General features: G+C 56.0%; 16 protein-coding genes. 10 read left to right on the plus strand and 6 right to left on the minus strand.

Annotated elements, in window-relative coordinates; all coding sequences use genetic code 11:
• Positions 1 to 46: 46 nt before the first annotated feature.
• The 6 genes from FVB43_RS07445 to FVB43_RS07470 all read left to right on the plus strand — a co-directional run bounded on the left by FVB43_RS07445 (position 47) and on the right by FVB43_RS07470 (position 7494).
• Positions 47 to 1012, plus strand: a complete 966-nt coding sequence (locus FVB43_RS07445) for an ABC transporter permease (protein ID WP_133841635.1) — start codon at positions 47 to 49, stop codon at positions 1010 to 1012.
• Positions 1009 to 1935: an oligopeptide ABC transporter permease gene (gene opp4C / locus FVB43_RS07450; RefSeq protein WP_197931260.1), complete on the plus strand. Its 927-nt coding sequence runs from the start codon at positions 1009 to 1011 to the stop codon at positions 1933 to 1935. The genes FVB43_RS07445 and opp4C overlap by 4 nt, the downstream gene beginning before the upstream one ends.
• Positions 1932 to 3473 (plus strand): Sapep family Mn(2+)-dependent dipeptidase, encoded by a 1542-nt coding sequence (locus tag FVB43_RS07455; protein ID WP_167863698.1) that lies wholly within the window; start codon positions 1932 to 1934, stop codon positions 3471 to 3473. Before opp4C ends, FVB43_RS07455 begins: the two co-directional genes overlap by 4 nt.
• The gene (locus FVB43_RS07460) at positions 3463 to 5127 is read left to right on the plus strand and encodes a dipeptide ABC transporter ATP-binding protein (protein ID WP_167863699.1); all 1665 of its coding nucleotides are present in this window, start codon (positions 3463 to 3465) and stop codon (positions 5125 to 5127) included. The genes FVB43_RS07455 and FVB43_RS07460 overlap by 11 nt, the downstream gene beginning before the upstream one ends.
• A 156-nt stretch (positions 5128 to 5283) precedes the next feature.
• Positions 5284 to 5610 (plus strand): hypothetical protein, encoded by a 327-nt coding sequence (locus tag FVB43_RS07465; RefSeq protein ID WP_167863700.1) that lies wholly within the window; start codon positions 5284 to 5286, stop codon positions 5608 to 5610.
• 201 nt (positions 5611 to 5811) lie between these two features.
• Positions 5812 to 7494 carry an Hsp70 family protein gene (locus tag FVB43_RS07470; protein WP_374760142.1) on the plus strand — a complete coding sequence of 561 codons (1683 nt, stop codon included), beginning with the start codon at positions 5812 to 5814 and terminating at the stop codon, positions 7492 to 7494.
• Positions 7495 to 7546: 52 nt separating this feature from the next.
• On the opposite strand, the gene FVB43_RS07475 is transcribed toward FVB43_RS07470, so the two are convergent.
• The 5 genes from FVB43_RS07475 to FVB43_RS07495 form a co-directional block, all read right to left on the minus strand.
• Positions 7547 to 10210: a hypothetical protein gene (locus FVB43_RS07475; RefSeq protein ID WP_167863701.1), complete on the minus strand. Its 2664-nt coding sequence runs from the start codon at positions 10208 to 10210 to the stop codon at positions 7547 to 7549.
• On the minus strand, positions 10207 to 10914 hold the full coding sequence (locus FVB43_RS07480; protein ID WP_242462122.1) for a DUF1266 domain-containing protein: 708 nt from the start codon (positions 10912 to 10914) through the stop codon (positions 10207 to 10209). Before FVB43_RS07480 ends, FVB43_RS07475 begins: the two co-directional genes overlap by 4 nt.
• Positions 10915 to 11056: 142 nt before the next feature.
• Entirely contained in the window at positions 11057 to 11860 is an 804-nt protein-coding gene (locus FVB43_RS07485; protein ID WP_159336405.1) for a carboxymuconolactone decarboxylase family protein, read from the minus strand.
• Between the two features lie 41 nt (positions 11861 to 11901).
• Complete coding sequence (locus FVB43_RS07490) at positions 11902 to 12621, minus strand: putative quinol monooxygenase (protein ID WP_238337008.1); 720 nt, start codon at positions 12619 to 12621, stop codon at positions 11902 to 11904.
• A 150-nt stretch (positions 12622 to 12771) separates the two neighbouring features.
• Entirely contained in the window at positions 12772 to 13344 is a 573-nt protein-coding gene (locus FVB43_RS07495) for an NAD(P)H-dependent oxidoreductase (RefSeq protein WP_167863702.1), read from the minus strand.
• A gap of 236 nt (positions 13345 to 13580) precedes the next feature.
• On the opposite strand from FVB43_RS07495, the gene FVB43_RS07500 reads away from it, so the two are divergent.
• Positions 13581 to 14480, plus strand: coding sequence for a LysR substrate-binding domain-containing protein (locus tag FVB43_RS07500; protein WP_133841641.1), 900 nt, complete (start codon positions 13581 to 13583; stop codon positions 14478 to 14480).
• A 150-nt stretch (positions 14481 to 14630) separates the two neighbouring features.
• Here the strand turns inward: FVB43_RS07500 and FVB43_RS07505 are convergent, their stop codons facing one another.
• The gene (locus FVB43_RS07505; protein WP_167863703.1) at positions 14631 to 16088 is read right to left on the minus strand and encodes an efflux transporter outer membrane subunit; all 1458 of its coding nucleotides are present in this window, start codon (positions 16086 to 16088) and stop codon (positions 14631 to 14633) included.
• A gap of 89 nt (positions 16089 to 16177) precedes the next feature.
• Here FVB43_RS07505 and FVB43_RS07510 point away from each other — a divergent pair, with 89 nt between their 5' ends.
• The 3 genes from FVB43_RS07510 to FVB43_RS07520 all read left to right on the plus strand — a co-directional run bounded on the left by FVB43_RS07510 (position 16178) and on the right by FVB43_RS07520 (position 21058).
• Positions 16178 to 16792 (plus strand): TetR/AcrR family transcriptional regulator, encoded by a 615-nt coding sequence (locus FVB43_RS07510; RefSeq protein ID WP_133841643.1) that lies wholly within the window; start codon positions 16178 to 16180, stop codon positions 16790 to 16792.
• 76 nt (positions 16793 to 16868) lie between these two features.
• Positions 16869 to 17978 (plus strand): efflux RND transporter periplasmic adaptor subunit, encoded by a 1110-nt coding sequence (locus FVB43_RS07515; RefSeq protein ID WP_167863704.1) that lies wholly within the window; start codon positions 16869 to 16871, stop codon positions 17976 to 17978.
• Positions 17975 to 21058 carry an efflux RND transporter permease subunit gene (locus FVB43_RS07520; protein ID WP_167863705.1) on the plus strand — a complete coding sequence of 1028 codons (3084 nt, stop codon included), beginning with the start codon at positions 17975 to 17977 and terminating at the stop codon, positions 21056 to 21058. Before FVB43_RS07515 ends, FVB43_RS07520 begins: the two co-directional genes overlap by 4 nt.
• Positions 21059 to 21199 lie beyond the last annotated feature (141 nt).

Here is a 21199-nt window from a genome sequence, read left to right on the forward strand (position 1 = left end):
GAGCACCTCTTCTGTAAAACCCGTTCACTTCAGCACGGGATTTTTTATGTTCAGGGTTATTTTTCACAGGTTACTGATCGCTGTTCCGGTGCTTATCGGCATCTCGCTGCTGGTCTTCTTCTTAATACAGTTACAGCCCGGCGATCCGCTGGTCGGCATGATCTCGCCCGAAACAACGCCAGAGCAGAAACAGGAAATGCTGCGTCAGGCTGGCTACCTGGACCCGATATGGCTGCAATACTTGCGCTGGGCTTCGCGAGCGATGGTGGGTGACTTCGGTTACTCCTTACAGAGTGGGGCACCGGTACTCACGCTTATCGGTGAACGGGTCTTCAACACGCTATTGCTGGCGGGCAGTTCGCTGTTGATCACCTTAATCGTGGCGCTGCCGCTGGGGATTTATCTCGGTCTGCGCCGTGGTGCTACGGCGGATATCGCGGTCTCGCTGTTGTCTTTTGTCATCCTCTCCATTCCGGTATTTTTTATTGCCATTTTACTGGTGAAAGTCTTTGCCATGAATCTGCGCTGGTTTCCCGTTTCGGGCGTCTCTACGCTGGGCAGTCACCTTACCGGTTTTGATCATATTGTCGATGTGGCTAAACACCTTGTTTTGCCCGCAGTCACGCTGGCGTTAGGCAACATCGCTATTTTTAGCCGTTACCTGCGTTCCAGCATCAGCGAGTTAATTAACCAGAACTTTATCAAGGCGCTGTTCGCCAGGGGAATGAGGCGATCGGGCGTGATCTATCCGCATTTGCTGAAAAATGCCGCCAAACCGCTGATTACCGTGGTGGGGATGGAGATCCCGGCGCTGCTCTCGGCAACGCTGCTGACCGAGATTATCTTTAACTGGCCGGGCATCGGACGTCTGAGTTTTGATGCTATCCAGTCACGCGATTTTCCCCTGTTGATGGGCATTGTGCTCTTTCTGGCGGTGATCACTTTAGCCATCAATATCCTCGCGGATATTCTCTATGCACTCGCCGACCCGCGAGTAAGGCTGACCCGATGATGCTGAACCATGATGACGCGGCTCTGCGGCCGCGAACCCGGCTGCATCCCCTGCTGAAGGATCACTATTTCGTCAGTGGATTGATTCTACTGACGCTGCTTGCTGCTTTTTCCCTCTTCGCGCCCTGGCTGACACTCTACAACCCCGATGATATGGATCTCTACAATATTGAGGCACCGCCCGGCAGCGAACACTGGCTGGGTACCGATGAGATTGGCCGCGATGTCTTCTCGCGGCTGCTCTACGGCGGCCGCGTATCCATCATGGTCGCGCTGGCCGCGGTGCTCTTTCAGGCGGCGATCGGCATCGTACTCGGCAGCATCGCGGGCTATAAAAGCGGTGTGGCCGATATGATCATTATGCGCATCACCGACATCATCATGTGTTTTCCCTTTTACGCGATGGCGATAACTCTCGCCGCCCTGCTGGGTGCCAGCGTCTGGAACGTGATTCTGATCATCGGCGTGCTTCACTGGACGGGTATCGCCCGGCTGGTGCGCGCTGAACTGCTGTCGCTGCGCGAAAGCGGCTATGTTCAGGCCGCAAAATCCATGGGCGTGAGCAGCTTCACGATTGTCTGGCGGCATTTGCTGAGGAATGCCTGCGCGCCCATCGTCGTAAATCTTACCCTCGCGGTGGCGAATGCGATTCTTGCCGAAGCCGCGCTGAGCTTTATCGGGCTGGGCGTCAAACAGCCGCAGCCGTCATGGGGCAACATGCTGTCGGCGGCGCAAAGTATCAGAGTCATTGATGACGAATGGTGGCTGTGGATCCCCCCCGGCTTAACCATTGTGTTGATGGTTTTGGCGATCAACTTTATCGGCGAGGGGCTTGCCCGGGTGTTAAATCCACGGCCTGCGGTCCCGGTGAAAGATATCCACCTTCACTCGCTGAAACTCTCCCAAAAAAGGAAAAGCGCATGAGTCAGTCACTGCAGGAAAAAGGCTTTACCGGAAATCTCTCCGCAGAGGAGACCGCTTTTTCGGAAAAAATTGAACAGTGGTTTGAGCAACACCGTGAAGAATTCATTCAGGATCTGCTGCAATGGGTGGCTTATCCGAGCATTGCCGATGAGAAATTAGCGCAGGACGGCAAGCCCTATGGCAACGAGGTGGACGCGATTTTCCAGCACGTTAAAGCGCAGGCGGAGAAGCTGGGCTTTGCCACCGAAGCGCATCAGGGGCACGCGCTGTCTGTGCTGGCGGATAACCGCAACGCGACCCAGGATTTGGGGCTGATCTCGCATCTTGATGTTGTGCCACCCGGCGATAACTGGACCTTTGCGCCGTTCGAACCGTTCCACAAACAGGGTTTCGTTATTGGCCGCGGGGCATCGGATAACAAAGGCCCGGCGCTGCTGGACCTCTACCTGCTGCGTGCCTTCCGCGATCTCGGCGTCTTCCTGCATCACAAGCTGCGCGTGATCTACGGGGGCGCAGAAGAAATTGGTATGGGCGACATGAAATACTTCGCGAAAAACGGGCCGGTTCCGCGCTTTTCCGTGATCACCGATGGCGCATTCCCCGTCAACTATGCGCAAAAAGGCGGTCTGAACCTGATTTTACAGATCCCGACCGGCCCGGTGTTATCCCGTCTGTCGGCGGGCGTGGCGGAAAATGCCGTTCCGGCCAGTGCGACACTGCGTTTGACCGCTACGGACATTGCCACCGTTGACAGTGCGCTTGCCCGATTACCTGCCGGGCTGCGCGAATCGCTGTCGATTACGCCTGACGGCAGCGATGTGCTGCTGGTATCGCATGGCAAATCCGGGCACGCCGCCTTTCCTGAAAACACGCAAAATGCCATCCCGCTGCTGCTGAATGCCGCCGTGGGTGCCGGGCTGCTGGCTGATGCAGACCTCAATGCGGCAACGCTGATTGCGCAGCTGCTGGCCGATCCCTGGGGGCACGGAGCGGGTATTGCCTTTGAAGATGAGCAGACCGGTAAGCTGACGTTGAACGGGGGATTAGCGATCCCGAATGCGCACGGTGTGGCGATCTATCTGGATATTCGCTATCCGATTTTTACCGATAAAGACGGTTTGCTGGCGACGCTGAAACAGACCATTGCGCCGCTGAACGGCAGCTTAACGATCCTGCGTGACGACGTGCCGATGCATGTGGATAAAGACAGCCTGCTGGTGCAGCGCTTGCAGCAAACCTATGACGCGATAGCGGACGCCAAAACCGACCCTTACACCATGGGCGGCGGCACCCATGCGCGGGTATTGCCGAACGCCATCACCTTTGGCCCGGGATTTGGCCGGGGTGCATCGGCGTTGTTTAACGGTGAAAACGTCAGCGAGCGCCCTGACTTTATCCCTGACGGGCATGGCTCTCCGCACGGCCCTGACGAGTTTGTGTCGATTGAAAACCTGAAGCGCGCGTTTAAAGTCTATGCGATCGCCATTCCGCGGTTAGACAGCTGGCTGGCGCAGGGATTAATCGACAATGCCGGATAACACACCGTTACTCCGCATTGAAGGGCTGTCCGTGTGCTATCCGGGGCAGGACGCAGGCGTGACCGCAGTGGATCAGGTCAGCCTGAGTCTCGCTGCCGGAGAAATACTGGCCGTCATCGGCGAGTCGGGGGCTGGAAAATCGGCCATTGCGCAGGCGATCCCGGGATTATTACCGGCGAATGCCATCGTTTCCGGCAAGATCCTGTTTCAGGGTATCGATCTGCTGAGGTTAAATCGTACTGAACTTTCCACCCTCAGAGGGCGGGAGATCGCGATGGTATTTCAGGACCCGACGTCATCGCTCGACCCGGTTTTCTCCGTCGGCACCCAGCTGGATGAGTCGATTGCCCTGTGCGATCCGTCACTCAAGGCTGCACAGCGCAAGGCGCGTGCCATTGAGCTGCTGTCGCAGGTGGGCATTCCGCAGGCGGATAAACGCCTGAAGAACTACCCTCATCAATTCTCAGGTGGCCAGATCCAGCGCATCATGATCGCGATGGCGCTGGCCGGACGCCCGAAGATGCTGATTGCCGATGAGCCGACCACTGCGCTGGACGTGACCACTCAGCAGGAAATACTCGACCTGCTGTTCAGCCTGAACCAGCAGTCCGGTATGGCGCTGCTGCTGATCACCCACGACATGGGCGTGGTCGCTGATATTGCACAGCGGGTGATTGTAATGCGGCACGGGAAAATAGAGGAAAACAGTGCGGCAAAAACCCTGTTCCGCGCGCCTGAAAGTGCCTATACCCGCCAGCTGCTGGCGGCGATCCCATCATCCACATCAACACCGGTCGCCGTTGAGGAAACGTTTGAGGCACTGGTGCGGGTGGATGACGTGCACATCAGTTATCCGGCAGGGTTTGGCAAGCGCCATAATATTGTTAATGGCGTCTCTTTTAACATCGGCAAAGGCGAGTTCCTCGGCCTGCTGGGGGAGTCCGGATCGGGGAAGACCACCCTGGGTCGCAGCCTGCTGGGCATCATTAAACCGCACCAGGGAACGCTGACGCTGGCGGGCGAGGCGATTTATCATCCCAGCCGCACGCGCAGCAAAGCGATTAAATCGCAGGTTGGGGCTATTTTCCAGAACCCGCTTAGCTCGCTGAATCCCCGCATGACGCTCGGCCAGTCGATTGCTGAACCCTTGCGCACGCACACCACGTTAAAAGAGGCGGCGATCCTCAAGCGGGTGACGTCATTAATCACGGAGGTTGGGCTTCCCGCCGAATGGCAGCAGAAATATCCGTATGAGATTTCAGGCGGGCAGTGCCAGCGCATTGCGATTGCCCGTGCGCTGGCGCTGAACCCGCAGCTATTAATTGCTGACGAACCCACCTCGGCACTGGATGTCTCTATCCAGGAAAGCATCCTCACACTGCTGCGCAATCTGCAAAAGGAGTATCAGTTTGCCTGCCTGTTTATCAGCCACGACCTGGCGGTGGTGCGCAGCCTGTGCCAGTCGGTGCTGGTATTGAAAGACGGTCATGTGGTTGAGCAGGGGCGGGTCAGTGAGTTGTTCTCCCGGCCTGCCAGTGACTATACGCGATCGCTGATCGACAGCATTCCTTTTGCCGATCCGCAGCATCAGGAAAATAAACGCCGCCAGCGAGCGCCGTGGCTATTTGCTCACCCCTGGGAACTTGTGACATGACAGTGCCGTGTCAGTGTTTTTATAGAAAGAGGATGTCGCACAGGATAATATTTACCGCGTCACCCCACTTATTTACCCTCAGCCCTGGATTGTTTAATAACAGGGAAATGTGATGGAAAACGGTTTCAGTATTGCCATGACCCCGGTGCTTTAAAAATGAAAAAATTCACAACTATCAGTACCTTTTTTATCGTTTTTTTTGGACAGGATAGCGATGAATATGGCGAAACTTATCAAGAGATTGTCGATTCTGCTTTTAAGATTTATGTTGAAGATGCTGGTCATTATCTCGATAACCTGATTACCAATATTGACGACTTCCGCCAATGTTACCCGGATAATGAGTCCGCAGTTGTTGCCCTGAATGAACTTACCGACGGCTCTGTGGGGGATACGAGATATCACACACCAACACTTCTTGGCTTCCTGGAATGGCTTTCCTCTACTCTGAAACAAAAGCGTGATGAGCATAACGCCAGATAAACCCCCGGGTCCACGTTCTTGTGGGCCACTGTCACCCTGTTACCTCCCTGAACCTAACATCAGATGGCTAGCGAGCACCGGTAATTTCACTCGGCTTGATACAGTATGGTGACTCTGCTGTGTGACAAAGGCTTCTATAATTCAATATGATTGAATAAAATCGATGGAACACATCATTGATGAGAAAGAATCATGACGGAACTGAAGATGGCTGTCCCGGCGATCGGTATTGATTTAGGCACCACCAACAGTTTGATCAGCGTCTGGCAGGACGGCCAGGCACGGCTGATCCCCAATGCGCTGAATGAATATTTAACACCGTCGGTGGTGAGCCTGGATGACGATGGACAAATGCTGATTGGCCGCCCGGCACTGTCGCGTCTGACCACCCATCCGCAGCGCTCAGCGGCGCTGTTTAAGCGCTTTATGGGCAGTAAGAAACAGTTTCGGCTTGAGACACAAACCTTTGATGCGCCCGAGTTATCGGCGCTGGTGCTGAAATCCCTGAAAGCGGATGCTCAGGCTTACCTTGGTCATGACATTTCCGACGTGGTGATCTCGGTGCCTGCCTATTTCAGCGACGAACAACGCAAACAGACCCGCTTTGCCGCAGAACTGGCAGGGCTCAATGCTGTCAGGCTGATTAACGAACCGACCGCCGCCTCCATGGCCTACGGGTTGCATACCCAAAATACCGGCCGCACGCTGGTCTTTGATCTCGGCGGGGGAACCTTTGACGTCACGGTGCTGGAATACGATCTGCCGCTGATCGAGGTGCATGGTTCGGCGGGCGACAATTATCTGGGCGGTGAAGATTTTACCCAGGCGATGATTGATGCCTGTCTCCGTGAGTGGAAGCTCAACGCGGAGACAATCCCCGCGACCGAACTGGCGCGCCTCTCCGATTGTGCTGAACAGCTAAAATGCCAGCTCGGTCAGCATAATGCCCCGAATCAGTTGAGCTGGCAGTGGCAGGATAAGGCGTGGACGCTCTTGTTTGATGAAGAGAAACTTGAACAGATCTGGTTGCCGCTGATGACGCGTCTGCGAGCCCCGATAGAACAGGCGCTGCACGATGCCCGTCTGCGGCCGGAGCAGCTTGATCATCTGGTCCTGGTCGGCGGTGCATCGCGTATGCCGGTGATTCAGAAGCTGGTGGTGAAACTGTTCGGGAAGTTGCCTCACCAGCATCTGGACCCTGCCACCATTGTTGCGCTCGGTGCCGCCGCACAGGCCGCCTGTCGCTTGCGTAATGAAGATATTGAAGAGGTGATCCTCACCGATGTCTGCCCTTATACGCTCGGTATTGCCACCGCCAGCGAGCAAAGGAGCGGGATATTTTCCCCGATCCTTGAGCGTAATACCGTTGTACCGGCGTCACGGGTGGAGACGTTCACGACCCGTCACGTCGAACAGACGTTTATCCGCATTGCTATCTATCAGGGTGAGAATCCCCTGGTCGCCAACAACATTTTTATCGATGAATTACAGGTGCCGGTCAAACCCAACGGCGCGTTACAGAATATCGACGTGCGCTTCAGTTATGACATTAACGGATTGCTGGAAGTGGATGTGCATTTGCCCGAAAGCGGTGAGTCACTAAGTAAAGTGATCGACCACAGCCCGATTGGCCTCAGCCCGGAACAGCAGCAGCGCAGCCGTGAACGGTTAACAGCGGTGAAAATTCATCCCCGCGACACGCTGGTGAACCGCAACTTGCTGGCGCGTCTGGAGAAATCCTGGGCGCAATCGCTGGGCGATACCCGTGGACAGATTGGCCTGTGGTTAGAAGAGTTTGAAATGGCGTTAGCCAGCCAACAGGAAAGCCGTATCGCGCCATTGCGTCAGCAACTGGAAGGCATGCTCAAGGACATGACGCTGTAAAACCAAAAAAATATGCCGCCCGTGAACCAGGGCGGCATACACACCTTTCCGACTATTTCTTTCGCCGCCAGCCGGGCGGAGGGCCAAAGCGGTTTGGCTCAGGCATCCCGCGTTTGAACAGATACATCCCCAGCAGTTTCAGCACCGGAATTTTAATCTCTTTCAGTTTATCCGCAGAGGCCAGGCCCAAATCCCGTCCACGGCGCACGATCGCGCTGTAAACGTTCATCACCACCAGCAGCGCTGACAGCGCGGTATTCGCCACCTGCCCTTCAGCGACAATCGCGTTTACCAGCAGGATAGCGAGCTCGCTCCCCAGCACAATCTGCAATATCAACCCCACCCGACCCAGGCGTGAATTAACCCGCCAGAACTGCCAGAAATAACTGCGGCGCTGCGGGTACTGTGCGAACGCATTCTGACGGCGGGTATTGACTTGCAGCATCGTCGCTGCCGCTAAGCGCAACGCGATATCCATCGCGGGGTCGTCAGCACAGTTGCCGGCAGCGGCACTCAGTTTAGCATCCAGCAAATATTCCGGATTGCTGCCAAGCTGATGGATCCCCAGGGCGATTGCCGACGCGTCGCTTGCCCCGCTGGCAACCGTGTCGTCTGTCGGGAATACCGGCAACTGGCGTAACAGCAATTGCTGCTTAAACGCGGCTTCTTCTGGCGAGCTGGCGGTGAGGGCCTCCAGAGCATCCAGATTGTCCTGTGCATACTGCGCATTGTCATGCGACAGGAAAACCGCGTGGTACAGGGCCTGATACGCGAAGGGGGATTGCTCCAGCCGTGACTGCCACTCGGCTTGATAACGATAGAAATAGTGAGCCGAGTTAGATGAGAGCTCTTCACGCCGCGCAATATACTCTTCGATACTGACGGGCAGCCGGGTCCAGCAGTTGAAATGCAGCGAGTTGTTCAGGTCCAGATGGCTTTTGAGCTGGCCAACTTCATCACCCTGAGCCGGGTCAATTTGGGTAAATACCTGATACATCGACCAGAAGGGGTGCTGTTCATCCAGCGGGAAATCCTTCAGCTGGCTGAGCAGGGAGATGTTGTCGATATCCAGTTCGAGCATCGTCTCCAGCAGCATCACCTGACGCAGCGCATCGTGCGGCGGCGTCTGGTCCTCTTCCGGCAAGGCAATATCGGCATGACCGAGGAGATAGCACAGCCAGCTGGTATGCGCGGGCAACACGCTCTCGCCATACCCCGGATGTTGTGCCAGCCTGGACAGGCTGTGAGGGGGAAGCGGGCGCCAGTGCCACAACCAGGCGATGCTCTGCTTCCAGGCGGCACCCTCGCCGTCGGCGAAAATCTCAGGCAGCGGCGTCTCTTCTGGCGCAGATAACCACGCGCTGAACGCCGCCAGCACCGGTGAACCCTGAAGCCACGCCAGGCGCTGTGTGGCCTGGCGCTGCAGACCGCGTAAGATCAGCGCTTCCAGCGGTGCCGCGGGAAGCGGCTGGTCAAGAATAGCCTGTAATAAGGCTTCGTTGCCCATCGTTAACATGCTGGCCTGCCAGTAGAGGTGCAGCAGTGTATCCGAGCCATCGACCTGCAAAAGATGCGGGAACATCACCTGCGCGCGATAGCGGCCTGATTTCCAGCTGATGAAGTCAGTGGCCACAGGGGACACATCCACAGGTATCGTTTCGGCCCAGCGCACCAGCGTTTGAGGTGATTGTGCCTGCGGCCGATAAGCGGTTTCCTCCTCGTCGGTGGCGGAGGCCGCTGGCGGAACATCCGGGCGGTCAAAGGCCTGAATCAGCAGGGGCAGGTAATCCGGAGAATGGCTGGCACACCACGCCAGCAGCCATTGTTCGGCTTCGGCATGCTGGTACTGTTCATGCAGGATGAGCCACAGCGGGAAGGCTGTGTCATGATCCCCCATCATACTGCAGTGGCTGGCGCTCAGATAAAGCCACTCAGGGTCATCCGGATGGCGTTCCTGTTGCCGCAGGCAGTAGTCACGCACCTCCGCGTTAGAATCTGCCGCGACATTAAACCAGCGCGCTACCTGTTTCATCAGGCGTGGACACGATGGCCAGTAAATCACACGCGGTTCTCTCAGCAGATGCCGCAACCAGCCCGTCGGTTGTTCCCAGTAAAAGTGCCGAATCTGATGGAAATAACCCAGCGTTTCGTCCTGTGCTGCCAGACTGAGAGGGGCCAGCGTCGAAAGATCGAAAATGTCGCCGCCCTCGGCAAAGTTCAGTAAGTCGTCCGCCCGTGCGCCCATGTCCTGATCAAGTTCCTGCAGACGCATGCGCCATTGCAGGCGGTTAGCCAGCAGTAGCAGGCAGTCGGCCGAGACAAAATTCACCTGCAAAACGGCCTCCAGTAACGGCCAGCGGAGCTGGTCGATGGTGGCGACGGGGTGAGCGTCGAGCTGGCTGATAAACCGCAGCCAGTTGATCGGCAGATAACGCTCAGCGGGGGAGGCGATCAGTTGGCTGAAGGCATCAAGCAGGCCCGTGGGATCGGCTGAGGGGGTTTCTGGCGGGGGGGCTGGTGGCGCAAACGGCATCAGGGTGGCGGGTTCATCCACGCCTTTACGCGCCTGTTCATAGGCATCACGCAGACGCTTAAACCCTTCCGGATTGCTTTCCGGGTGGCAGGTGGGCAGCAGGTCGCGGTAGGCCTGGCGAATCACCTGCTGATCCTGCGTCGGTTCAATGCCCAGGGTTTCCCAACATGACGGGTTACTCATAGATCCATCTCCGGCAATGATGCGGGTTTCTCAATTTCATTCATCGCGATGTGCCACGGCAGTTGGGATACCGGGCTATCCGGATGCGTGTAAAGCTGGCGCATTAATTCAATATTGGTGGTGCTACCGGCATCGGCACTGAAGGCATAACGCCGGGCATCGGCGTCGGAGGCATTGAGTGACTGCCAGTAGAGCCTTCCGATGATAAAACCGGCGTTATAGCGCTGCCAGCTGGTGTAGTAGTAACGAGTTCGCGCTGCCAGACGGCTGTGCAGCCACAGGTTTTCATGCGGCGTAATCCAGTCGTTAAGCAGCGCGATACGGCAAAGAAAGCCCATTCTTGCCAAATCCCAGGCGCGGATCCCGCCGTCACCGCACATCACCGCGCTGTCAGCCACCAGTGCCAGCAGGGGCTGTACGTCCGGCGCCTGATGTGCCGCATAATCCTGCCACTCTGTCAGGGGCAGACGGTGCCAGAGCCTGAAGTAATGGGCCAGATCGTCCGCGTGGCCGTTGTCGCTCATCCTGACAATCATCTCAAACAGCTCTTCACGGGAATCAATGCCCCAGCTGTCACTCAGGTCCACGCCGGTATCAAACGGATAAAACTGATCGCAGTCGTAGGCGGCACCCGCTCCGGCATTTATCGCCACCATCGGGGCTGAAAGCGCGAGCAACCAGCGCCGTGCAGAATCATCAATCACTGAGCATTTCTCCGGTAGGGGGGTATCCGCTATCCATTTGAAAAAAGTGCGCTTAGGTTACATGAAATGTTTCTGACGGTTAATTTTTAGTTGAGTCAATTCATTGTTGTACTAAAACCCTCCACCCTTCATGTAAGGCGTATTAATCCTCTTTGGGCAGCCGCGTACGTAATACTTCACCCACCACCGGCGCCGCAGAAAAAGCATTTGGCCAGCCCGCATAGAAAGCTGCCTGAGTGATAATTTCACCGGCTTCTGCAGCCGTCAGACCATTATCCATCGCCCGATGAAGGTGATAGCTAATTTGCGCACTCTGTCCCGAAGCGATTAACGCGCTGACCGTCACCAGACTTCTGTCACGGGGCTTCAGCGCAGGTCTCTGCCAGAGATCGAGGAAGAGAGGGGTGGCGGTGAATTTGACCAGCCCCGGAGAAAGGGGACCCACATTTTTTTCCACCGTTTCCGAACGCTGGTTTTCTGCCTGCTGATTGAGCGGTAACAGTTCCGGTGAGGCGTCAGGCAGATCTTCAGCCTTGACCCCACGCTCCTGAAAAACAGTTTTCGTGACACTAATCGCCGACATGGCATTTGGCCAGCCGGAATAGAAGGCAAGGTGAGTGATCATTTCCGAAACTTCGGCCGCTGTGACGCCGCTGTCTAGCGCGACCTCGAGGTAATACTTCAACTCAGTGGGGTGGTTTCTGGCAATGAGGATGGCGACGGTAATCATGCTGCGGTCCCGTGGAGAAAGCGCATTGCGCTGCCAGAGATCCTCTGTAATGGCTTCGCGACCATACCGGGCAAGTGCCGGAGAGACAGACAGAATATCGGCCTCGGAAAGGCCTGATGGTTCAGTTTTCAACATAGCTTCACCTCTTTTTTCATTTGCATTCGTCACATCTGCAAGCACAAGCGACATTGCCGCTGCCGCAATGACCTTTTTCATGTTAGCGCCTCACCTGTTGTCTGAACGGCTAAGCTGAAGCCTCACTCAACAAACCGTATTTCGCCTTTATTTCGCAGAGAGAGCGGGGCGACAGGGAGGGATTCTTTGCTGACGGCCATGTGTGCTGTCTGCGCGATGTAGTCCCGAAAGTGCGGCGTCTGCCTGTGTTGCTGATAAGCCGCCTCGCTGGCGTAAATTTCATAAAAATACCAGCGGTACTTATTGTTCACATCCGTTGCGGCATACATAGCAAGAACGCCTTGCTCAATTCTGATGGACTCCGCCATTTCAGGAAGGACAATGCGTTTAAATGCCTCCTGAAATTCAGGTTTCACATCGACAACCACCAGATTATTGATGGTTCCTGAATTTTGTATCACGGGCTTATCGCTGAGAAATTGTGGTGTTAACTTTATCTGATGCTTCTGGTTGATTATTTCAGGGGCATGGGCAATAAATTTCTTATATTGCGCAGAATTAAGGTGATGGTGATAAGCCTCTTTGTTTTTATATATTTCAACCATGTAAGCCTGTTGCGGATGATCCTTATGCTTGAGGGCGTACATCGCCAGCGTCCCCGCTTCCTCGTCGAGTGACGTGGAAATCGTATCCCTTGCCATTTCATCATATTGCGGGTTTTTATCCGGTTTCACGCTGAGCTCAAAAATACTCATTACCAGGCTGTGCGGAGAATTCGTTGCTTTCGCGATGACGGAACTGCTCATCATCAGACTGAGGGTCATTACGCCAATGTTTTTCACAGATAACCTTTATCGTCGAGGGTTAATATTCATATAACGGAAAATCACTTTTTCAGTGGTGCGATAAACTGCCTACCAGTTTTACATCTTTCTTTTTCGACGTAATTTTCGCCATGATCCCCGGTAAAGCCTGCGGCTGATGGCACGTTATCAAGATAATGGGTATCCGTCGGTGACGGCATTAAGCACCCCGATAAGCCGTGATGCGTGTTCCCTTGCGATCGTTTTTTGTTGCGCAATTTTATCTGCATCCCTGTCCGCATAGCTGATACCGCAGGTATAAACAGGTTTGAGCAGCTCAAAATTGCAAAGCCTGGCCGTCGTTTCTAACGGGATGAGGTAATCTTCGACGCGATGTCCAAAGAATCCCTCTGAGGTATACAGCGCCTGAGGAGCCCCCGTCGTAAATGAAAGGATAAGCTTTTTACCGCCGAGTTTTGCCATGGAGCCATGCGCGAATCCATGGATAAAAACCTCATCCAGCCATAACTTCATGATCCCCGGGAGCGAGTACCACGAAAAAGGGAATTGCCAGACAATCACATCCGCTTTCAGCAGGCTGTCCTGCTCCGCCTGGATGTTGATTTTACTGTCAGGATAAAGCCAGTCCAGACGACGAATTTCGGCCTCAGGCAGCGCAGCAGCCACTTCTTGCAGAATGGTTGCATTACCGATGGATGAACGCAGGTCAGGATGGCCGGAAATAATCAGAATATTATTCATTCGCTTTTGTACACCTCACGGATAATGCGTTGCGCATCCTGGTTGTCACGATAATCCCGCATATCAGCCCCCAATTATCCAAACATAGAACTTGCATTTCAGTCTCCCGAACTGACTCTCAGATTGAACAGATGAGAAGTATAAGTTCACTTTTTCGGGAAGATTAGGCCATCATTGACTTAAGGATATTTAGTCTGTATCTAACAATCAGGTGGCTATTGTTTGAGGATGACGCTATGAATAACGCCATTTATAACCAGATACGTATTTTTCAAAGTATTGCCCGGGAAGGCAGTATCTCAGCGGCCGCTCGTAAGCATGAAATTACCCCTCCCTCAGTGAGCCATGCCCTGAAGTTGCTGGAGCAACACATTGGGCATCCGCTTTTTGTACGAACCACGCGGCGCATTGAGCTGACCGATATCGGGCAGCAGTTGCTTGAGCGAACCGCAGTAGCGATGGATTCGCTTGAGCAATCGTTGCAAAGCATCCGCGATCAGAATCAGGAACCGTCAGGTCTGGTGAGGATTACCCTCTCTCGCTTCGCGTATTTGCTGATACTCAAACCCGTGATGGCCGCGTTTTGTCAGCAGTATCCGGGTATCCAGCTAGAGATTTCAGTTTACGACGGCACTGTGAATATCATTGACGATCGCTTCGACCTGGGGATCCGCTTTGGCGATATTTTGGATGGCGGCGTAGTGGCACGCCCGTTAATGAAGCCCTTCAGGGAAGGGCTGTATGCCTCATCTGCCTATCTTGCCGAGTACGGTACGCCTGAGGCACCCGCCGATCTCTATCAGCACAAGCTTATCGGGTATCGCTTCATCACCAACAACCGAATTCTGCCCCTGATCCTGGATGACCACGGGGAGCAGTTGACCGTTGAGATGCCCGGCCAGTTAATCAGCAATGATATTGAGGTGATGGCTGACGGAATACGTAACGGGCTGGGGATTGGACGGTTATTTGAACCCATTCACCGCTTACAACCGGATCGGGAAAAACTGATCCCCGTGATGGAGCGCTACTGGAAAACATACCCACCGGTTTATGTCTATTACCCGAAAAGCGCGGGTAAAACGAAACGAGTAAAGACATTGATTGATTTCCTCATCACAACCACCGGCGGGTAAACGTGCTCAGATCCGTTCTTCGGTTAACGTATTAACGCCAGGAGTACCTGTTTTTTTCATCCATACCACCGGTTATCAGTACGGTTACCTGATGCTATCCGCGGTAGAAGGTTCGTCATGTCTTTGCCCGTGTGTCCCCGGACACGCGATTTATGAACGCTTTGGGGCCGCTTCCGGGGGCTGCCAACCCCCTCCGAGCGCCCTGAACGTAGCGACAGCGGCGCGTGCGGATTCTGTCTGGGCCTGTACTCTGGCATCGGAAGCCTGCAACAGGGTTTCATCGTTATGCAGGACGTCAATCAGGCTGGCTGTTCCCTGCTGGAAGGCAATGAATGACGATTCGCGCGCGCTGGCCAGCGCGGTTTCACCTCGTGTCAGCGTGGCTGCCTGTGTTTCGCGATTGATCAGAGCGGAGAAGGCATTTTCGACGTCTTCAGTAGCGCGTAATACCGACAGACGATAAGCGGCGAGCGCCTCCTGTTCCTGGCCCTTTGCCTGGTTTATCTGGGCGTTGATACGACCGAAATCGAAGATCCGCCAGCGCAGTCCCAGCACGCCTGCCGACTGGCTGGCTCCGCCGGAGAACAGGTTATTCCCCGACACGGCGGTTGCGCTGCCGAGCAGTGCACTGAGTGAAAACTTCGGATAATACTCACTGATGGCCACGCCGATGCGTACACTTGAGGCGGCGAGACGACGTTCCGCCACGATAATGTCAGGCCTGCGGCGCAGCAGGTCGGCAGGTGTGCCCGTTGAGACGATTTGCGGAGCCTGCGGAATGGCCCCCGGCAACGCTAACTCAGCGCGATGGGTGCCGGGCGGCGTGCCAAGCATAACGTCTAATGCATTTATGGCCGCATCAAGCCCCGTACGGAGAACCGGTACGGTTGCCTGAACCTGCGCCAGTTCCCCTTCGGTCTGGCGAACCTGATACCCGGGCGCCAGTCCTTTAGCGTTCAGGAGTTGTACCTTTTCCAGCAGTTCCTGCTGCGTACTGACCTGTTTCTCCGCAATGGACAGCCGTGTCTGTAATCCGCGCAGGGTGATATAGATATCGGCAGTCTGCGCCGCGACGGCAAGACGGGTTGCGGCAACGCCCGCTTCGGAAGCCTGATAGTCTGCGAGTGCAGCCTGTCGCCCACGTCGCAGCCCCCCAAATACGTCAATCTCCCAGCTTGCGTTGAGATTGGTTTCATCGCTACTGCCGTAGCGATTATAATCCTGCGTGGCGCTGAGAACCTGACCCAGCGGGGTTTCGGCCGACTGATACGCGCGTGCCGCTTGCCCGCTGATGTTACCAGAGGGCAACAGCGCTGCTGTGGCCGCGCCCAGTCCGGCACGGGCCTGGGCCATGCGGGCAGTGGCCTGGGCGAGGTCGAGATTTTGCGCGAGGGCATCCGCAACGAACTGACTTAACAGGGGATCGTCGAAGCCGTCCCACCACTCAGCAAAAGTGGCGGGCCGGGATGCGCTTCTCTGCTGGACGGCCGACTGCGCCTGATAGCGTTCCGCAAGTGGCGCATCCGGGCGATGATAATCCGGCCCGACGGCGCAACCCGCCAGTAAGCCGGCGCTCACCACCAGTGCAAGAGTACGGAGGGGGAACATTGATATTCCTTGAGTCAATTTTGAGAAGTGACTACATTACCAAATGGTCACTCGTTGTCAATCAGGGCTCATTGAGCTAAGCTGGAAAAATGACTAAACATATAAATGTACATGCCCCAAGGGGGCCATCGGATCACGGTGTTCGCGATCAGGTTGTGGACGCGGCCACAGAGCATTTCGGGCATTTTGGCTATGAAAAAACCACCGTCTCCGATTTGGCAAAAGCGATAGGTTTTTCAAAAGCTTATATCTATAAATTTTTTGATTCCAAGCAGGCGATCGGCGAGGTGATCTGCACCAACCGGCTGGCGATGATCATGGCGATTGTCAATTCAGCGATTGCTGATGCGCCGTCAGCTTCCGAAAAATTGCGGCGTTTATTCAGAGCACTGACTGAAGCCGGCAGTGATCTGTTTTTTCACGATCGCAAGCTTTACGACATTGCTGCCGTCGCGGCGCGGGACAAGTGGCCGTCAGCAGAGGCTCATGAAGAACGGTTGCGAAAACTGATTGAGCAAATCATTGTTGAAGGGCGGCAGGCGGGAGAATTTGAACGTAAAACCCCGCTGGACGAGGCGGCTCATGCGATATATCTGGTCATGCGGCCTTATATCAGTCCTGTCCAGTTACAATACAATCTGGAAACAGCACCGGCTGCGGCTACGCTCCTGTCCTCACTGATCCTGAGAAGTTTGTCACCCTGAAAAGGTGACTATTGACATTATTGGTCACTGGTCTGAGAATGCGGTTACTCTCCTGTTAACGTAATGAAGGGAACCCATGCTCAGGCTTAATCCTGCCACCTTTGCCGTTTGCCTGTTGCCACTTGCCCTTGTGGCCTGCGGTGACACTTCCGTCACCGACGACCCTCGTGCTCAGCCTCCTCTGGTCAGGTCTGCGACCGTGGTGAGTGCTGCCGATGTCTCCCGATCATTTACCGGCGTTGTTGTCGCCCGGATTCAAAGCGATCTCGGTTTCAGAGTGCAAGGCAAAATCCTTGAACGTCTGGTCGATACCGGCCAGACCGTTAAACGCGGCCAGCCATTGATGCGTCTGGATCCGGTTGACCTGAGCCTGCAGGCGCAGGCTCAGCAACAGGCCGTCGCGGCGGCACGGGCTCGTGCAAAACAAACGTCTGCTGACGAGGCGCGTTACCGCGGGCTGGTTGCGGGCGGTGCCGTATCGGCATCGGCCTACGATCAGATCAAGGCCGTTGCCGATACGGCGAAAGCCGAACTCAGTGCGGCCCAGGCACAGGCGAATGTGGCGCAAAACGCGACGGGCTACGCCGTGCTGCTGGCGGATGCCGACGGCGTGGTCATGGATACGCTGGCTGAACCCGGTCAGGTTGTCAGTGCCGGTCAGCCGGTGGTTCGTCTGGCCAGAGCAGGGCAGCGCGAGGCCATCGTGCAGTTGCCCGAGACGCTACGCCCGGCTGCCGGAAGCGAGGCCGGGGCAACGTTGTACGGCACCGGTAAACAGTCCGTCCCTGCGAAACTGCGGCTCCTTTCCGATGCGGCAGATCCACTCACACGTACCTTCGAGGCAAGATATGTGCTTGAGGGGGCACTGGCGAGCGCGCCTCTGGGATCCACCGTTACCCTTCATATTGCAGACGATAAATTACCGGGCCAGGTGATGCAGGTGCCTTTAGCGGCCATCTATGATCCGGGCAAAGGGCCGGGGGTCTGGGAGATTTCGGGTAAGCCCGCCAAAGTGTCATGGCGGCCTGTACAGGTGCAGGGATTGGGTGACGATGCGGCGAGGGTGACCGGTTCCCTTAAGCCGGGAGAGCAGGTGGTCGCCCTGGGAGCGCATCTGCTGCATGACGGTGAGGCCGTACGCATGGCCGAACAAAGCGATGCCCGCGTCGCCGGGAGCCAGCCATGAGCGGGGGGCGATTCAATCTTTCAGCGCTCGCCGTGCGTGAGCGCTCAATCACGCTGTTCCTGATTATCCTGATTACTGTGGCCGGTATTCTTTCATTTTTTGAACTGGGACGGGCTGAAGACCCGCCGTTTACGGTCAAGCAGATGACCATTATTTCTGCCTGGCCGGGCGCCACCGCGCAGGAGATGCAGGATCAGGTGGCTGAACCGCTGGAAAAGCGGATGCAGGAGCTGAAGTGGTATGACCGCAGCGAAACGTATACGCGTCCCGGTCTGGCTTTTACCATGCTTTCGCTGAAGGACAGCACACCGCCTTCACAGGTGCAGGAAGCGTTTTATCAGGCACGTAAGAAGCTGGGGGATGAGACCAAAAACCTGCCGGCAGGCGTCATCGGGCCGATGGTCAATGATGAATTCTCCGACGTGACCTTTGCGCTCTTTGCGCTGAAGGCCAAAGGCGAGCCACAGCGGCTGCTGGTGCGCGATGCGGAAGCGTTGCGCCAGCAAATTCTGCATGTGCCGGGGGTCAAGAAGGTCAATATCATTGGCGAACAGGCCGAACGCATCTTTGTTTCGTTCTCGCATGACCGGCTGGCCACGCTGGGTATTTCGCCTCAGGATATTTTCTCCGCCCTTAACAGCCAGAACGTCCTGACGCCCGCGGGTTCGATTGATACCCAGGGGCCGCAGGTCTTTATCCGCCTGGACGGTGCCTTCGACACACTGGAAAAAATCCGCAAAACGCCCATCGTTGTGCAGGGCAGGACCCTGCAGCTTTCTGACGTAGCCACCGTTGAGCGTGGCTATGAAGACCCTGCAACCTTTAAGATCCGCAATCAGGGTGAACCGGCGCTGCTGCTGGGCGTCATCATGCGCGACGGCTGGAACGGTCTGGAGTTGGGTAAGGCGCTGGATACGGAAATGGTCAACATCAATGAGGGCATGCCGCTGGGCATGACCCTGACCAAGGTCACGGATCAGTCAGTCAACATCAGCTCCGCCGTTGACGAGTTTATGATTAAATTCTTTGTCGCGCTGCTGGTGGTGATGTTGGTGTGCTTCGTCAGTATGGGATGGCGCGTGGGCGTGGTGGTGGCCGCAGCGGTGCCGTTAACGCTGGCGATCGTCTTCGTGGTGATGGAGGCTTCCGGCAAAAACTTTGACCGCATTACCCTGGGCTCGTTGATCCTGGCTCTCGGGTTACTGGTCGATGATGCCATTATCGCCATCGAGATGATGGTGGTGAAAATGGAAGAGGGCTACGACCGCGTCAAAGCGTCGGCCTATGCCTGGAGCCACACGGCGGCCCCGATGCTGGCGGGCACGCTGGTCACTGCCGTCGGTTTCATGCCCAATGGTTTTGCCCAGTCCACCGCCGGCGAATACACCAGCAACATGTTCTGGATTGTCGGTATCGCCCTGATTGCCTCCTGGGTTGTGGCGGTCGTGTTTACGCCTTATCTGGGCGTGAAAATGCTGCCCGACATCAAAAAGGTTGAAGGGGGACACGCTGCTATCTACAACACCCGCCATTACAACCGTTTTCGCCGTGTACTGACCCGCGTGATCGCGCGCAAGTGGATAGTGGCTGGCACCGTTATTGCCGTCTTTACGGTAGCGATTCTCGGTATGGGACTGGTGAAAAAACAGTTTTTCCCTACCTCCGATCGTCCGGAGGTGCTGGTCGAAGTGCAGATGCCTTATGGCACCGCGATTGAACAGACCAGCGCCACGACGGCGAAAATCGAAGCCTGGCTGGAAAAGCAAAAAGAGGCAAAAATCGTCACATCTTACATCGGCCAGGGATCGCCACGTTTTTATCTGGCGATGGCACCCGAGCTGCCCGATCCGTCGTTCGCGAAAATTGTCGTGCTGACGGATAGCCAGGAAGCGCGCGAAGCGCTCAAATTCAGACTGCGTGAGGCAGCGGCCAGCGGCCTGGCGCCTGAGGCGCACGTGCGCGTGACGCAGTTGGTGTTTGGTCCGTATTCACCGTATCCGGTGGCTTACCGTGTTATGGGGCCGGATCCGACTCAACTGCGCGAAATTGCAGGCAAAGTCGAAAAGGTGATGCAGGCCAGCCCGATGATGAGGACCGTCAACACCGACTGGGGGCCGCGTGTACCTGCGCTGCATTTCACCCTCAATCAGGACCGCCTGCAGGCGGTGGGGCTGACATCGAATGCGGTCGCGCAGCAGCTTCAGTTCCTGCTTTCTGGGGTTCCTGTTACCGCTGTGCGTGAAGATATTCGTTCGGTGCAGGTCATGGGGCGGGCGGCAGGAGATATCCGGCTCGACCCGGCCAAAATAGCGGGCTTTACCTTAGTGGGCTCTGCCGGCCAGCGCATTCCGCTGTCGCAGATCGGGGAGGTTGAGGTGCAAATGGAAGATCCTGTTCTGCGCCGTCGCGATCGTACGCCGACCATTACCGTGCGGGGGGACATTGCCGAAAACCTGCAGCCGCCGGATGTTTCGACGGCAATGATGACAGCATTGCAGCCGGTCATCGATACGCTTCCGGCCGGATACCGCATCGAGCAGGCGGGTTCTATTGAAGAATCCGGCAAAGCCACCCAGGCGATGGCACCGCTGTTCCCGGTCATGATCGCCATGACGCTGTTGATTATTATCCTGCAGGTGCGGTCGATGTCGGCGATGGTGATGGTCTTCCTCACCGCGCCACTGGGGCTGATTGGCGTAGTGCCCACGCTGCTGCTGTTCAATCAGCCGTTTGGCATCAATGCGCTGGTCGGACTGATTGCGCTGTCGGGTATCCTGATGCGTAACACCCTGATCCTGATAGGGCAGATCCATCACAACGAACAGGAAGGGCTGGCACCCTTCCATGCGGTGGTGGAGGCAACGGTACAGCGAGCCCGGCCGGTGCTGCTCACGGCAATGGCGGCCATTCTGGCGTTTATCCCACTGACGCACTCGGTGTTCTGGGGCACGCTGGCTTATACCCTGATTGGCGGAACCTTTGGCGGCACCATCATCACGCTGGTCTTCCTGCCTGCCATGTATGCCATCTGGTTCAGGATACGGCCCGATAAGGGGGAGTTTACCGAAAACAAAGCCTGACATGATGCCAGCAGACGGGCATGACACCATGATGCTTTAATCACGATGCTAAGCAGGGATCCGGTCAGCGAGTGTGACCGGTTTACCATCAAAAAAACCTCATGCCGCGATGCCTTTCACTTAAGCGGAGCGGCAAGTGGG

The sequence above is a fragment of the Erwinia rhapontici genome, from assembly GCF_012271765.1.
In the GTDB taxonomy this organism is placed as follows: Bacteria; Pseudomonadota; Gammaproteobacteria; order Enterobacterales; family Enterobacteriaceae; genus Erwinia; species Erwinia rhapontici.